Source organism: Pseudomonas sp. S2_C03 (assembly GCF_054668405.1).
In genome coordinates this window covers 3,333,548-3,348,532 of the sequence record NZ_CP162766.1, presented here as the reverse complement: position 1 = coordinate 3,348,532, position 14,985 = coordinate 3,333,548, and the positions used below count along the sequence as shown (strand labels likewise).

Here is a 14,985-nt window from a genome sequence, read left to right as displayed (position 1 = left end):
CCGATTTGAAATGCACTGACAATCGCAGCTTACCGACACGCATGGGCTCTGCTAAAATGCGCCGCCTTATCCGTCTGTAGGCTGCACTGTGCCATTTACCTGGGTTGACTGGGCGATCGTTGCAATCATCGCCATCTCCGCTTTGATCAGTTTGAGGCGCGGCTTCGTCAAGGAAGCATTATCGCTGGTGACCTGGATCATCGCAGGGGTCGTCGCCTGGATGTTCGGTGGTGCATTGTCCGAGTACCTCGCCGGATACATCGAAACGCCATCGGCTCGCGTGATCGCGGGCTGCGCAATCATGTTTGTCGCCACGCTGATCGTAGGCGCAATGATCAATTATCTTATCGGCGAATTGGTTCGCGTCACCGGCCTGTCCGGGACCGATCGATTTCTCGGCATGGCCTTCGGCGCCGCGCGTGGCGTGTTGCTGGTGGTCGTGGCGGTCGGGCTGTTGAGCCTGGGGCCGGTACAGCAGGACGGGTGGTGGCAGCAGTCCCAGCTCGTGCCAAAATTTCTATTGGTTGCAGACTGGTCCAAAAACCTGATTCTCGGGTGGAGCAGTCAGTGGCTTGCCAGCGGTATCAGCGTACCCGCTGAAATACCGTTCAAGGAGCACCTCTTGCCGACGGCCAAAACGCCCCAGTGAGTTGTGTTCAATCCAGTTCCATAAAGTAGGGGTTGCTTCGCATGTGTGGCATCGTCGGTATCGTCGGTAAGTCGAACGTCAATCAGGCGCTGTATGACGCGCTAACCGTGCTCCAGCACCGCGGCCAGGACGCTGCCGGTATCGTGACCAGCCATGACGGCCGGTTATTCCTGCGCAAGGACAACGGCCTGGTGCGTGACGTGTTCCAGCAGCGTCACATGCAGCGCCTGGTGGGCCACATGGGTATTGGCCATGTGCGTTACCCCACCGCGGGCAGCTCGACGTCGGCCGAAGCCCAGCCGTTCTACGTCAACTCGCCTTACGGGATCACCCTGGCGCACAACGGTAACCTGACCAACGTTGAACAGTTGGCCAAGGAGATCTACGAATCGGACCTGCGCCACGTCAACACCAGTTCCGACTCGGAAGTGCTGCTTAACGTGTTCGCCCACGAACTGGCCCAGCGCGGCAAGTTGCAGCCGACCGAAGAAGACGTGTTCGCCGCCGTGACCGACGTGCACAACCGTTGCGTGGGTGGTTATGCCGTTGTGGCGATGATCACCGGCTACGGTATTGTCGGTTTCCGTGACCCGCACGGCATTCGCCCGATCGTGTTCGGCCAGCGTCACACCGACGAAGGCGTCGAGTACATGATCGCTTCCGAAAGCGTGTCCCTGGACGTGCTCGGTTTCACTCTGATTCGCGACCTGGCCCCGGGCGAAGCGGTTTACATCACTGAAGATGGCAAGCTGCACACCCGTCAGTGCGCGACCAACCCATCCCTGACTCCGTGCATCTTCGAACACGTCTATCTGGCGCGTCCGGACTCGATCATCGACGGCGTGTCGGTGTACAAGGCCCGTCTGCGCATGGGTGAGAAGCTCGCCGAGAAAATCCTGCGCGAGCGTCCTGAGCACGACATCGATGTCGTGATCCCGATCCCGGACACCAGCCGCACCGCGGCGCTGGAGCTGGCGAACCACTTGGGTGTGAAGTTCCGCGAAGGTTTCGTGAAGAACCGCTACATCGGTCGCACGTTCATCATGCCTGGCCAGGCTGCGCGGAAAAAATCCGTACGCCAGAAGCTCAACGCCATCGAGCTGGAATTCCGCGGCAAGAACGTAATGCTGGTGGACGACTCCATCGTTCGCGGCACCACGTGCAAGCAGATCATCCAGATGGCCCGTGAAGCCGGCGCGAAAAACGTCTACTTCTGCTCCGCGGCCCCGGCTGTGCGCTTCCCTAATGTGTACGGCATCGACATGCCGAGCGCCCACGAGCTGATCGCCCATAATCGTTCGACTCAGGACGTGGCCGACCTGATCGGTGCCGACTGGCTGATCTATCAGGACTTGCCTGACTTGATTGAAGCGGTCGGTGGCGGCAAGATCAAGATCGACAAGTTCGATTGCGCGGTGTTTGATGGCCAGTACGTCACAGGCGATGTGGACGAGGCTTACCTGGACAAGATCGAGCAGGCACGTAACGATGCCTCTAAGGTCAAGACCCAGGCGGTCAGCGCGATCATCGACCTGTACAACAACTGAGTTTCAACCGGCCCTGAGGGGCCGGTTTTGTATCTACTGAAGAGCAAGGCAAGGAGTGACAGCATGAGTCAGGATTGGGATGCCGGTCGGTTGGACAGCGACCTCGAAGGCGTAGCGTTCGATACCCTGGCGGTACGTGCCGGTCAGCACCGCACGCCGGAAGGCGAACACGGTGATCCGATGTTTTTCACTTCCAGCTATGTATTTCGTACGGCCGCCGACGCGGCCGCACGCTTTGCCGGGGAAGTGCCGGGCAACGTCTACTCGCGTTACACCAACCCGACCGTGCGTGCGTTCGAAGAGCGCATTGCCGCCCTGGAAAGCGCCGAGCAGGCTGTGGCGACTTCTACCGGCATGGCCGCGATCATGGCGGTGGTGATGAGTCTGTGCAGCGCCGGCGACCATGTACTGGTGTCGCGCAGCGTGTTCGGCTCGACCATCAGCCTGTTCGAGAAATACTTCAAGCGTTTTGGCATCGAGGTCGATTACGTGCCCCTGGCGGACCTGTCCGGTTGGGACGCGGCGATCAAGGCCAACACCCGGTTGCTGTTCGTCGAGTCGCCGTCCAATCCGCTGGCCGAGTTGGTGGATATTGCCGAGCTGGCGAGGATCGCCCATGCCAAAGGCGCGATGCTGGTGGTCGACAACTGCTTCTGCACGCCCGCCTTGCAGCAACCGCTGAAGCTCGGTGCAGACATCGTCGTGCACTCGGCGACCAAGTTCATCGATGGCCAGGGCCGTTGCATGGGCGGCGTCGTGGCCGGTCGCAGCGAACAGATGAAGGAAGTGGTGGGTTTCCTGCGTACCGCCGGTCCTTCGTTGAGTCCGTTCAACGCCTGGATTTTCCTCAAGGGCCTGGAGACCCTGGGCCTGCGCATGAAGGCGCACTGTGCCAATGCCCAGGCGCTGGCCGAGTGGCTGGAGCAGCAGGACGGTATCGAGAAGGTTCATTACGCGGGCCTCAAAAGCCACCCGCAACACGAACTGGCCCGGCGTCAGCAGAAGGGGTTCGGCGCCGTGGTGAGTTTCGAGGTCAAGGGCGGCAAAGAGGGCGCATGGCGGTTTATCGATGCGACCCGTTTGATTTCGATCACCGCCAACCTTGGCGACAGCAAGACGACCATCACCCACCCGAGCACCACCTCCCATGGTCGCCTGGCGCCTCAGGAGCGTGAGGCGGCGGGTATTCGTGACAGTCTGATCCGCGTGGCGGTGGGGCTGGAAGACGTGGCTGACCTGCAAGCCGACCTGGCTCGTGGGTTGGCTGCCTTGTGATCGAGTTGTCTTCGTTGACCATGGCATCCATGGGTCGCGTAGCACTGGTGACTGGTGCTGCGCGGGGGATCGGCCTGGGAATTGCCGCCTGGCTGATCAGTGAGGGCTGGCAGGTAGTGCTGACGGACCTGGACCGCGATCGCGGGACGAAAGTGGCGAAGGTGCTCGGCGAAAACGCCTGCTTCATCGCCATGGACGTCGCTAACGAGTCGCAGGTGGCCTTGGGTGTGGCCGAAGTGTTGGGGCAGTTCGGACGCCTGGATGCGCTGGTGTGCAATGCGGCGGTGGCCGATCCGCACAACATTACGCTGGAAAGTCTCGATCTGGCGCATTGGAATCGGGTGCTTGCGGTGAACTTGAGCGGGCCGATGCTGCTGGCCAAGCACTGTGCGCCCTACCTGCGTGCCCACAGTGGTGCGATCGTCAACCTGGCCTCGACCCGTGCACGGCAGTCGGAGCCTGACACCGAAGCCTATGCGGCCAGCAAGGGCGGCCTGCTCGCGCTGACGCATGCGCTGGCGATCAGCCTGGGGCCGGAGATTCGCGTCAATGCCGTCAGCCCTGGCTGGATCGATACCCGTGACGCTGCGGTGCGCCGGGCTGAACCGCTGACGGATGCCGACCATGCGCAGCATCCGGCGGGCAGGGTAGGGACAGTGGAAGACGTGGCGGCGATGGTGGCCTGGCTGCTGTCCAGAAATGCCGGTTTCGTCACGGGCCAGGAGTTTGTGGTGGATGGCGGGATGAGCAAGAAGATGGTCTATGAGCAATGAGGGGCAGCTTCAAGCTTCAAGCTGCAAGTTCAAGCACGATCGACATCCCAGCTTCACCTCGCACTGGCTTTTGCTTGCAGCTTGTAGCTTGGCGCTTTTAGCTGTTTTTGAAAAAAACTCCAATCCTGCTATTGACTTAGGTTCGCCACCTGCGTAAATTTCGCGGCCTCGGAGATGCAAACGGGTGATTAGCTCAGCTGGGAGAGCGTCTGCCTTACAAGCAGAATGTCGGCGGTTCGATCCCGTCATCACCCACCACTCCCGAGAGTCTTGCGAAAGCAAGATGGAAGCTGAAAAGCCTCCACCGACGCGCAGCGGTAGTTCAGTCGGTTAGAATACCGGCCTGTCACGCCGGGGGTCGCGGGTTCGAGTCCCGTCCGCTGCGCCATATTTTACGAATCGGATTTTTCCGGTTCGCGGTTGAAAAGCACCGAAGCTTTCAATCAAACGAGTTTGATGGACGCAAGTCCACAGCGATACGCAGCGGTAGTTCAGTCGGTTAGAATACCGGCCTGTCACGCCGGGGGTCGCGGGTTCGAGTCCCGTCCGCTGCGCCATATCTGCTTCAAGGACCACTGAACGCCTTGATGCTACGAAGGCCGCTGATTCATCAGCGTTTACTTCGGACCGATAGCAAAGACCCTGGTCGAAAGACCGGGGGTTTTTGTGTCTGAAATTCGACTTTTATGCCCCTTTTTCCTTCTCCGTGCGATTTTATGCGTATCCGCTGCATAAAGGGCTTGGTACGGCGCACTGACATTAATTAGAATCACTCTCATTTGCGAAACCCCCGGGGCTTCTTGAGATGAGTGATGTGCTGCAGGAGCTAACCCTTCACGACCTGTACCGCGATCATCGCGGCTGGCTGGAAAGCTGGCTGAGCAGGCGCCTGGGTAACGGTTGTGATGCGGCCGACCTGAGCCAGGATACCTTCCTGCGCGTGCTCGCCAGCTCGCAGCGCATCGCCGACCTGCAGGAGCCCAGGGCCTATCTGCTGACCGTGGGCAAACGCCTGCTGAGCAATTTCTACCAGCGTCGCAGCCTCGAGCAGGCCTATTTGGCCGCACTGGCATCGCTCCCTGAAGAGTGCGCACCATCCCCCGAGCAGCGCTGGCTGCTGCTGGAAACCTTGCAAGCGCTGGATGAATTGCTTGATGGCTTGCCGAGGGCGGTGCGCCGGGCATTTCTGTGGAGCCAGCTCGAAGGCTTGAGCTATCAGCAGATCGCCGAGCGTTTGCAGGTGTCCGAGCGCACCATCAAGCGCTACATGGCGCAAGCCTATGAACATTGCCTGCTGGTGGACCTGTGAACAGCCAGGCGGTGGATCCGCGTCAGGCCGTGCGAGCTGCCGCACAATGGCTCGCGTTGTTGGAATCGGGCGGGGCCAATGAGCAGGACCGGGCGAACCTGCAGCGCTGGCGCGATGCTCATTCCACTCACGAGCACGCCTGGCAGAAGGCTCAAGCGTTGCGCCAGCGTTTCGCCGACTTGCCGCCCGCGCTGGCGATGAGCAGCCTGGATCGTCCTGACCCCGGACGACGTGTGGTGCTCAAGCGCGCGCTGGGTGCAGTGGCATTGGTGCCGGCGGCCTGGCTGATCAGTCGGCAACTCCCGCTGGACGTCTGGCGTGCCGACCTGCACACCGCCACCGGTGAGCGCAGGAAAGTGCAATTGGCCGATGGCAGTTCCCTGCAACTCAATACCGCCAGCGCCGTCGACGTGGATGTGCAGGCGCGCCGGGTGAAATTGATCGAAGGTGAGATGTCGCTGAAAGCGCCGGGTTCGGTGTCGATGACGATCCAGACTCGATTTGGCAGCGTGATCGTCAGTCAGGGCGAGGTCTGTGTGCGTCAGGACGTGCGCGGATGCCGGGTCTCTGTATTCGACGGTTCTGTGCAGTTGCAGCCTTTGCAAGGGCCGGTACGGGTCTTGCGCGCCGGTCAGCAGGTCAGCCTGCAAGCGGCGGGCGCCGGAGCAATTGCGCCATTCGACCCGCTGGTGCCGGGCTGGCGCGAAGGCGTGCTGATGGCGAACAACCAGCCGCTGGGGGATTTCCTTCGCGAGCTCGGCCTGTATCGGTCCGGCATCCTGCGTTGGGATCCGGAGCTGGAAAAGCTGCGGGTGACCGGCAGTTTCCTGTTGGACGACACCGATCGTGTCCTCGCGTTGCTCGCCGCCAGCCTGCCGTTGGAGGTGCATTCGCGTACCCGTTATTGGGTCACCTTGCTGCCGCGTAAAAATAGTGTGTAAAGCCTGTCCCCTTTTGCAGGCTCGCTGGTCATTCAAGGCATGTGAATGATCAAGAGAGCAATTGCGATGCCTGCAACCTGTTATCCGCGCCCGGTTTCTCCCCGTCTGCGTCCGTTGTTGCACCTGACCCTGATGCTGGGCTTGAGTGCCAGTCCATTGTTTGTTGCTCCAAGCTGGGCTGAAGACGGCGCCCGCCGTCAATATCAGGTGCCGGCCGGGAGCCTGGGCAATGCGCTGACCCGTTTCGCCGGCTTGGCGGGCGTCAACCTTTCGGTAGACCCGGCGCTGGTGAGTGGTCGCAACAGCACCGGCCTTTCGGGTGAATACGCTGTAGAGGAGGGCTTCGCCCGGCTGTTGCAGGGTTCCGGCCTGCAACTGCAACCGGTGGGTGAGCAAGCCTACATTCTCACGCCCGCACCCGACGGCAGCAGCCTGCAACTGGCGCCGACCTCGATTCTCGGGGCCGCGGATGGCGCGCAGGGCGAGGTGTTCGCCGGTGGCCAGGTCGCGCGTCGCGGGTCGCAAGGTTTGCTGGGCTCCAGGGACTTCATGGAAACGCCCTTCAGCATGACCACTTACACCAGTGAGGTGGTCAAGAATACCCAGGCGCGGACCTTGGGTGACCTGATTTCCACTGATCCTTCAGTGCGCGCCACCAACCCGGCGGGCGGGCGTTACGAGCAGTTCACCATTCGCGGCTTCAGCCTGTTCAACAGCGATGTTGCCTACAACGGGCTTTACGGCGTGCTGCCGACCTATTCGATCGACATGGAGATGGCGGATCGCGTCGACATCATCAAAGGCCCGAGCCAGCTTATCAATGGCATCTCGCCGCGCGGTGCAGTGGGGGGAGGGATCAACGTCGAGCCCAAGCGTGCGACTGACAAACCCATCACGTCATTCACCGGCAACTATGCGTCCGACAGCCAGGTCGGTGGTGCTGTGGATATCGGCCGGCGCTTCGGCGAGGACAACAAGTTCGGCCTGCGTTTCAACGGCGTGAAGCAATCGGGCGACACCGAATGGGACAACCAGAATGTCGATCGCGAAATGGCCGTGCTCGGCCTGGATTTTCGCGGTGAGCGCCTGCGACTGGCGACCGACATCGGGCGTACCGAGCGTGATACCGATGCGCCGCAGGAGCGGGTGCAGATCGGGGTCAATGCGCAGGTCCCGAGTGCCAACGATGTGCGCCACAACTATGCGCAGCCCTGGAGCAAGGCCAGCACCAATGACACCTTTGGTACGGTGACCGGCGAATTCGATGTCAGCGATTCCGTGATGCTCTATGGCGCTGTCGGGGCACGCGAGAGTCACCATGATTTCCTCCGGCATGCGGTTTCGGTGACCAACAACCGGGGCGATTTTACCGTTCAGCCGCGTGACTTCACCCGTGACGAAAATGTTCGCACTGCCACAGCCGGAGTGCGCAACTGGTTCCACACCGGTGCCGTAAGCCATGAGGTGAACCTGGCGGCCAGCTATTTCTACATGGACTTCGAAAACGGCGGCGCTCGCTATGCCTCGGGCAACAGCAATCTCTATAACCCGGTGGTGACACCGACGCCTGTACGGCCGACGCGACTCGATTCGAAGGTCTACACCGAGAACCGCTTCAGCGGCGTGGCGTTGTCCGACACGCTGGGCTTCTTCGATGATCGTTTGTTGCTGACCCTGGGTGCCCGGTGGCAGCGGGTGAAAGTTGACGACTGGTCTGACGATGTCAAAGGTGACACCGCCTATGACGAGGAAAAGGTTTCACCGTCGGGCGGGATTCTGTTCAAGGCCACCGACAAGCTGTCCTTGTACGCCAACTACATGGAAGGCCTGAGCCAGGGCAAGATCGCACCGTCGACTTCGATCAACGAAGACGAGATTTTCCCGCCATTTGTCAGCCGCCAGGTCGAGGTCGGCGCCAAATACGATGCCGGCCCGTTTGCGGTCACCGCTGCGGTATTCCGCATCAAGCAACCGGCCTACGAGACCAATGCCACCACTCGGGTCTTCGGGCCCAACGGCAAGCGCCAGAACGATGGTGTGGAGTTGAGTGTGTTCGGTGAGCCGCTCAAGGGATTCCGCCTGCTCGGCGGAGTGATGTACATCGACAGCGAGTTGACCCACACCACCAACGGCACCTTCGACGGTAACCGTGCGCCGGCCACGCCCAAATACAACGTCAATCTGGGGGCCGAATGGGACGTACCGAACCTCGAGGGCCTGACGTTGACCAGTCGTGGCATCTATTCCAGCTCGCAATACCTGGACCAGTCCAACGTCAAGGAAATCGATTCCTGGGAGCGGTTCGACGTGGGCGCGCGTTATGCCTTCAAGGTTGAAGACAAGCACATCACACTGCGGGCCAATGTCGAGAACGTGGCGGATAAGCGGTATTGGAGTTCGGCCGGGGCTTCGGATGACAGCGAACCGGGGTTGACCTTGTCTACGCCGCGGACTTATTTGCTGTCGGCGACCGTAGATTTCTGATGGATTTGTATCGTTCGAGCTGACGTTATCGCGGACAAGTCCACTCCTACAGGGGGGCGTAGTCGATCACAAAATGTGTGGATGACACAAAACCCTGTAGGAGCGGACTTAAATTCCCCACCGTCCTCAAAACACTCCCTCTCAGCAAATTTCTGATTCTTTGGTCAGATTTTTCGTATCAAGCTGTTTTCTAAAAGTGCATAAGCCTATAAAGTTAACCTTTCGGTCAGCTTTGCACTGTCTATCGACCCTCTGCTTCGTCAGGAGGGCGCCTGCACGACCCGAGATTCCCAGAACATAACCAAAAGGGCGGATCCACAACCGCCCAGAGGATGATCCATGTCCAACCGTGATATTTCCCGGCGCTCGTTCCTTCAGGGCGGGCTGGTGGCGGGCGTGAGCGTCACGCTTACGCCTCTCAGCAGTAAGGCTCTGGCGGCCCTGATGGAAAACAGCGTGACCGTGCCGTCCGAGCAATGGCTCGGCAGCAACGGCAAGGCGCGCGCCCGAAATGATGCCTTGTCCAAGGTCTGCGGCAGTAAAGTGTTTGCCCGTGATATCCGCGCCAAGGACATGCCGGGCTGGCCGCAGCAGCAAGGCCACGCCATGCTTCTGAAAACCATCAAGGCCGATCGCATCTACGACGGTTACGACCTGTCGTGGCTCGGCACCGAGTTGCAGCCCGACCGTATTGTCACTGCCGACGACCTCGTCAAGGACGGCATCGTCTTTCCGGAAGAGCACGCGCCCGATCCACTGCTGCCGACGGGCAAGGTGCCGATGTTCATCGGTCACCCGGTGGCGATCCTGATCTGGAACGATTTCGAACGTTTCCGCCAGGCCAAGGCCAAGCTCAAGTTCAACGACAAGGCCATCCGTTACGGCGCCCAGGTGCCGTTCTACGAAGGCGATCCGTACGGCAGCTTCCGTTACGTGCGTGTGGGTGGTGCAACGTCAGCGGACGAAGACGAATTCGCCAGCCTCAAGGATTCGATCCTGTTCCCGATGCTGCGCAATCGCCGCCCGGTGTGGAATTCCCAACCGAACCTGCATGGCGACCTGACCGAGCGCGGACTGTTTTACGCCGAACGCATGAAGCAGCAGATCGACACGCCACCGGACAACTGGCTGGTGTTCGACGAGCGTTACAAGACCCCATCGATCGAACCTGCCGCGATGGAGCCGGACAACGGCAACGGTTGGTACGACCCGGCCACCAAGACCCTGCATTTTGTGGTCGCCACCCAATGCCCGCTGGAAACCGCCACCGAGACCGCGAAAATGATCACGCCGTCGCGTTTCGGCCTGGCCAACCTGAACATGCACCCTGGCTACACGGTCGGCTACGGCTCCAAGGACCACAACATTTTCGTCTACTACGCGGCCCTCGCCGCGCTGTATGGCGCGGGTGTGCCGGTGCGCTTGGCCAACGATCGCTACGAGCAGTTCCAGAGCGGCATCAAGCGCCACCCGTTCGACATCCGCTATCAGTTGGCGGTGGACAAGACCGATCATAGCTTCAAGATTTTCCGCGCCGAGATGAGCGTCGACGGCGGTGGCCGGGTCAACTACAGCCCATCGGTGGCGGCGGTTGGCGCCACCGCAGCGCAGTCGATCTACTACATGCCGCAGAACGACCTGCAGGTCACTGCCTACCATTCCCGCGCCGTCGAGGCCGGGTCGATGCGTGGCTATGGCACCCTGCAAAGCATGGCGTCCACCGAAATGATGGTTGACGAAATTGCCGGCCGTCTCGGCATCGACGCCATTGAACTGCGCCGCAAGAACGCTTTGCGCTCGGGCATGAAGAACACCCAGGGCGCGGTTCCTGCGGGGGCCTTGCGCTTGCACGAAATCCTCGACAAGGCTGCCGCCCACGAGGTCTGGAAAAACCGCGACGCGATCAAGCAACAGCGCGAAGCCGCCGACCCGGATAACTGGTACGGCGTCGGTTTTGCGATCTGCCAGAAAGACTTCGGCACAGGTTCCGAAGCGCCGATGGCCAGTATCGAGTTCACCGCTGAGGGACGCATCAGCCTGCGCCACATCGGCATCGAGATCGGTACCGGCATGTCCACTTCACAAGCCATGGTGGTCGCCGACTTCCTCGGTAACCCGGCGCACGAAGTGAAGACCGGCGAAACCGAGTGGAAGGAGATGCAACTGGTCACCGGCGGCAACCCTTACATCATGAGCCAGGCCGAGCAGGACAGTCTGCTGCGCAATCCACGCTGGGTCGGCAAGCTCGCCTCGGCCTCATCGGCGACCAACTCCGCCTACTACTTCAGTCACGCCACCCGTGAAGCGGCGCGTGTGCTGTTCAACCACGGCTTGTGGCCGGCTGCGCTGGAAATCTGGCGACAAGGTCCTTACGGCGGCCAGGCCAACCCGTATGTCGTGCGTCGCGAGGACGCCCATTGGGTCGACGGCAAACTCACCGCCAACGGTATGGAACCGCTGCCGTTCGAGGTACTGGCCAAACGTGCCCACGAGCGCGGACTGGTGACGGGCGCCACGGTGCACGGTTTCAACCGCTGGAGTTGGGCCGAGGCGGAGTTCAGCATTGACGGCGTTCGCGAGCGCCTGCCGCTCGACGGTATGGCGGTCAAGTACGGCGACGGCGCGCCGGCAGCGAAGAAGGCGCAGATGAATAGCGCCGGTTTCCACTTGCTCGACCGCCAGAACGTGCACTACCCGGACACGCAACTGAACAACGCGGCGGTGACGTACTACAGCCCGGTTGCCACGCTGGTGGAGTTGAAAGTGAACAAGGGGTCAGCCGAAGTCCAGGTGCTAAACCACCATTCGTGGGTCGAGTGTGGTCGTGTGCTGGTGCCGGAGCTGGTCAAGGGGCAGATCGAAGGCGGTACGGCCATGGGCATCGGCCATGCGCTGATGGAAGAGATGCCGTTGTACGAAGGCGGGCCGGGGGAGGGGGACTGGAACTTCAACCGCTACCGCCTGCCGATGGCACGCCACGTCGCGGTATGGAAGCAGACGGCGGAGATCCTGCCACCGCTGTCGCCAAGCGATCCGTCCAAGGGTATCGCCGAGGTCGTCATGATCCCTGTGGTCGGTGCCATCGGTAACGCCGTTGCCCACGCCATCGGCAAGCGGGTTCGCGACCTGCCTATCACTTCTGCACGCATCAAGGAGGCCCTCAATGGCTAACCGTCCGCTTCAACTGACCCTCAACGGTCAATCCGTCGGCCCGGTGGACATCCCTGATGACCTGCCGATGATCGATTACCTGCACGAATACAAGAACCTCACCGGCTCGCGCCTGGGCTGTGGCCAGGGCATTTGCCACGCCTGCGTGGTGATCGTCGACAACCCCGACGGCACCAGCGAGGAAGTGCGCACCTGCATCACCGGCGCGCATTACTTCGAAGGCAAGAAGGTGCGGACCATCGAAGGCCACGCGACCCGCGACGAGCAGGGCAAGGTCACCGAGCTGAACCCTGTCCAGCAGCGTTTCGTGGACGAATTCGCCTTCCAGTGCAGTTATTGCGCTCCCGGTTTCGTCAACGCGGCGACAGTGCTGGTGGAGAAGCTGCAGCGCCAGCCAACGGTCAAGAGCCAACTGGAGAAAGTCATCGAGGACAGCCTCGGTCATCACATCTGCCGTTGCACCGGGTACGTGCGTTACTACAACGCGACGCGCAACGTTTTAACCGATCTCGGTCTGGTCAAGGAGGGTTAAGCATGAACCATTTACTGACCCGCCTGGCATTGGCGGTCGGTCTGGCTGCGCCTGTGTTGCTGGCGCAGGCGGGCGATCAAGTGAAGCGCGGCGAATACCTGGCCCGCGCCGCTGACTGCATGGCCTGTCATACCGCGCCGGGTGGGGCGCCGTATGCCGGGGGCCTGCCGATCGTCTCGCCATTCGGCACCATCTACGGCACCAACATCACCCCAAGCAAGGAGCACGGCATCGGCCTCTACAGCGATGACGAATTTTTCGCCGCGCTTACCGAAGGCAAGCGGCGCGACGGGGCGAACCTGTATCCGGCGATGCCCTACACCTCGTATCACCTGATGCCCCGTGAAGATTCGGACGCGATCCACGCCTACCTGAAAACCGTCGAGCCGATCGAGCGTGCCGCGCCGGTCACCCGCCTGAGTTTTCCGTTCAACGTCCGTCCGGGCCTGATTGCCTGGAACCTGATGTACGGCAAGGACGTGAAGCTCTCGCCTGTTGAAGGCAAGAGCGAAGCGTTCAAGCGCGGCCAGTACATGGTCGACGTGCTCGGTCACTGCGGTGAATGCCACACTCCACGCGGGTTGCCCGGTGCGATGCAGCAGGACAAACGCCTGTCGGGCGGCGTCCTCAACGGCTACCTGGCGCCGAGCCTGCTGGCCACTGATCTGGCGGCGCGTGGTTGGAATCATCAGGACCTGAGCACGTTCCTCAAGCACGGCATGAGCGCCCAGGGCACGATGTTTAACGAGATGTTCCCGGTGTTCCACAACAGCACCCAGGGCCTCAATGATGCGGACCTGTCGGCCATGGCCACCTTCCTGCTGGGTGATCAGCCACCGGCAGCGAAGATGCTCACCGATGTGCCACTGGACAAGCTGGGTGCGAGTGCCCGGCGCGGCCGTCAGGAATATTTGAACGTCTGTGCCGGATGTCATGCGCCTGAAGGTGAAGGCAAGCCGCACATTGCCGTGGCCATGCGGGGCAACACCACGTTGCGCCTGGAGGACCCACGCAACCTGGTGCGGGTGATCGACGACGGCATCGGCGAGCAGAAGTTTTCCGGTTTCGAACATATGCAGCCGATGCCTGGGTTCTCTGAAAAACTCAGCCACGAGCAGCTTACCGATCTGCTCAACTACCTGCGTCAGGGCTGGGGCGGGCAGATGAGTGACCTGGCCGTGAGCGATGTGCAGAAGCTGCGCGCCGACGCGCCAGCGCTCGAGCACAAGGCCCACTGACATGCAGCATCTGGATCTGCAAGTGGTGCGCCGTGCGCTGGAGTGGTCGACGGCTGGCCAACAGCTGTGGCTGTGCACGGTGCTCGCCACCTATGGCTCGGCGCCACGCGCGCCCGGCTCGCTGCTGGCGGTGAACGCCGCAGGGCAGTGGATCGGATCGTTGTCCGGCGGTTGTGTCGAAGAGGATTTCCTTGGGCGCGTGGCCGAAGGCGCCTTCGAGCAGGCGGTCAGTGTCGTGCGCTACGGCGAAGGTGATGACCCGCGCTCGCGAGTCAGCCTGCCCTGTGGCGGCGTGCTGGACGTGCTGGTCGAAAAGCTCGAGCCGGACTGCGACGTGCAGGGCCATTTGCGCGAGCTGGAATTGGCGCTGTTGGGCCGACGTCGTTTGATCCGTGAAGTTGACCTGGCCAGCGGCGCCCGCAACCTGTTCGATGATCGTGAGCAGGGCGTGCGTGTCGAACGGGAAATCGACCGCGTGCGCCTGCGAATCGGTGCCGCCCAGCGCTTGTTGCTGGCGGGGTATTCCAGCGTGGCGCAAGCCTGTGCGGAGTTTGCCGTGGGGCTGGGCTTCGAGGTGATCCTGTGTGATCCACGCAATGAAGTACTTGAAGGTGTGGTGCTGGACAACGTCGAGATTCGCCGCCAATTGCCATCGGTGTTCATTGCCGACGGTGGCTGTCATCGTGATACGGCGGTGGTCGCCCTGACCCATGATCCGCGCATCGATGACCTGGCGATGATGGAAGCGGTGCGTACCGAAGCCTTTTACATCGGTGTGATGGGGTCCCTGCAAACCTCGCAAAAGCGCTTCGAACGCCTGCGCCGGATCGGCGGGCTGGGAGAGACCGACCTGGCGCGCATCCACGCGCCCATCGGCTTGAACCTGGGCAGCAAGACCCCGGCGGAAATCGCCCTGGCCGTGCTGGCCGACATTCTGCGTATCCGCAGCGGCATCCCGCGCGATCGCCTCTGATCTCTGTAGGAGCGAGCATGTCGAACCGTCGCGATGGTCGCCAACGATAACGCTGGCTGCCTGAATGCCCGCGTCGCCTGGGCCTCCATCGCG

At 61.5% G+C, this 14,985-nt stretch carries 11 protein-coding genes and 3 tRNA genes; all 14 read left to right on the top strand.

The window, feature by feature from the left end:
- Nucleotides 1–88: 88 nt before the first annotated feature.
- The 14 genes from AB4N64_RS15445 to AB4N64_RS15380 all read left to right on the top strand — a co-directional run bounded on the left by AB4N64_RS15445 (nucleotide 89) and on the right by AB4N64_RS15380 (nucleotide 14,892).
- Nucleotides 89–649 (top strand): CvpA family protein, encoded by a 561-nt coding sequence (locus tag AB4N64_RS15445; protein ID WP_460116733.1) that lies wholly within the window; start codon nucleotides 89–91, stop codon nucleotides 647–649.
- Between the two features lie 41 nt (nucleotides 650–690).
- Nucleotides 691–2,196 carry an amidophosphoribosyltransferase gene (purF, locus tag AB4N64_RS15440; protein WP_368553716.1) on the top strand — a complete coding sequence of 502 codons (1,506 nt, stop codon included), beginning with the start codon at nucleotides 691–693 and terminating at the stop codon, nucleotides 2,194–2,196.
- 63 nt (nucleotides 2,197–2,259) lie between these two features.
- Nucleotides 2,260–3,471, top strand: a complete 1,212-nt coding sequence (locus tag AB4N64_RS15435; protein ID WP_460116731.1) for an O-succinylhomoserine sulfhydrylase — start codon at nucleotides 2,260–2,262, stop codon at nucleotides 3,469–3,471.
- A complete protein-coding gene (locus AB4N64_RS15430; RefSeq protein WP_460116729.1) occupies nucleotides 3,468–4,244 on the top strand; it encodes an SDR family oxidoreductase in 777 nt (258 codons plus the stop codon). Before AB4N64_RS15435 ends, AB4N64_RS15430 begins: the two co-directional genes overlap by 4 nt.
- A gap of 182 nt (nucleotides 4,245–4,426) precedes the next feature.
- A tRNA-Val gene (locus AB4N64_RS15425) sits at nucleotides 4,427–4,502 on the top strand.
- Between the two features lie 53 nt (nucleotides 4,503–4,555).
- Nucleotides 4,556–4,632: transfer RNA gene (locus tag AB4N64_RS15420), tRNA-Asp, on the top strand.
- 92 nt (nucleotides 4,633–4,724) lie between these two features.
- A tRNA-Asp gene (locus AB4N64_RS15415) sits at nucleotides 4,725–4,801 on the top strand.
- A gap of 248 nt (nucleotides 4,802–5,049) precedes the next feature.
- Nucleotides 5,050–5,553 carry a sigma-70 family RNA polymerase sigma factor gene (locus AB4N64_RS15410; protein ID WP_460116728.1) on the top strand — a complete coding sequence of 168 codons (504 nt, stop codon included), beginning with the start codon at nucleotides 5,050–5,052 and terminating at the stop codon, nucleotides 5,551–5,553.
- On the top strand, nucleotides 5,550–6,494 hold the full coding sequence (locus tag AB4N64_RS15405; RefSeq protein ID WP_460116726.1) for a FecR domain-containing protein: 945 nt from the start codon (nucleotides 5,550–5,552) through the stop codon (nucleotides 6,492–6,494). Before AB4N64_RS15410 ends, AB4N64_RS15405 begins: the two co-directional genes overlap by 4 nt.
- A gap of 66 nt (nucleotides 6,495–6,560) precedes the next feature.
- Entirely contained in the window at nucleotides 6,561–8,978 is a 2,418-nt protein-coding gene (locus tag AB4N64_RS15400) for a TonB-dependent siderophore receptor (RefSeq protein ID WP_460116724.1), read from the top strand.
- A gap of 339 nt (nucleotides 8,979–9,317) precedes the next feature.
- Nucleotides 9,318–12,149 (top strand): xanthine dehydrogenase family protein molybdopterin-binding subunit, encoded by a 2,832-nt coding sequence (locus AB4N64_RS15395; RefSeq protein ID WP_460116723.1) that lies wholly within the window; start codon nucleotides 9,318–9,320, stop codon nucleotides 12,147–12,149.
- Nucleotides 12,142–12,681, top strand: coding sequence for a (2Fe-2S)-binding protein (locus AB4N64_RS15390; protein WP_460116721.1), 540 nt, complete (start codon nucleotides 12,142–12,144; stop codon nucleotides 12,679–12,681). Before AB4N64_RS15395 ends, AB4N64_RS15390 begins: the two co-directional genes overlap by 8 nt.
- Nucleotides 12,682–12,683: 2 nt before the next feature.
- Nucleotides 12,684–13,919 (top strand): c-type cytochrome, encoded by a 1,236-nt coding sequence (locus AB4N64_RS15385; RefSeq protein ID WP_460116719.1) that lies wholly within the window; start codon nucleotides 12,684–12,686, stop codon nucleotides 13,917–13,919.
- 1 nt (nucleotide 13,920) lies between these two features.
- Nucleotides 13,921–14,892: an XdhC family protein gene (locus AB4N64_RS15380; protein WP_460116717.1), complete on the top strand. Its 972-nt coding sequence runs from the start codon at nucleotides 13,921–13,923 to the stop codon at nucleotides 14,890–14,892.
- The last annotated feature ends 93 nt before the right edge of the window (nucleotides 14,893–14,985 follow it).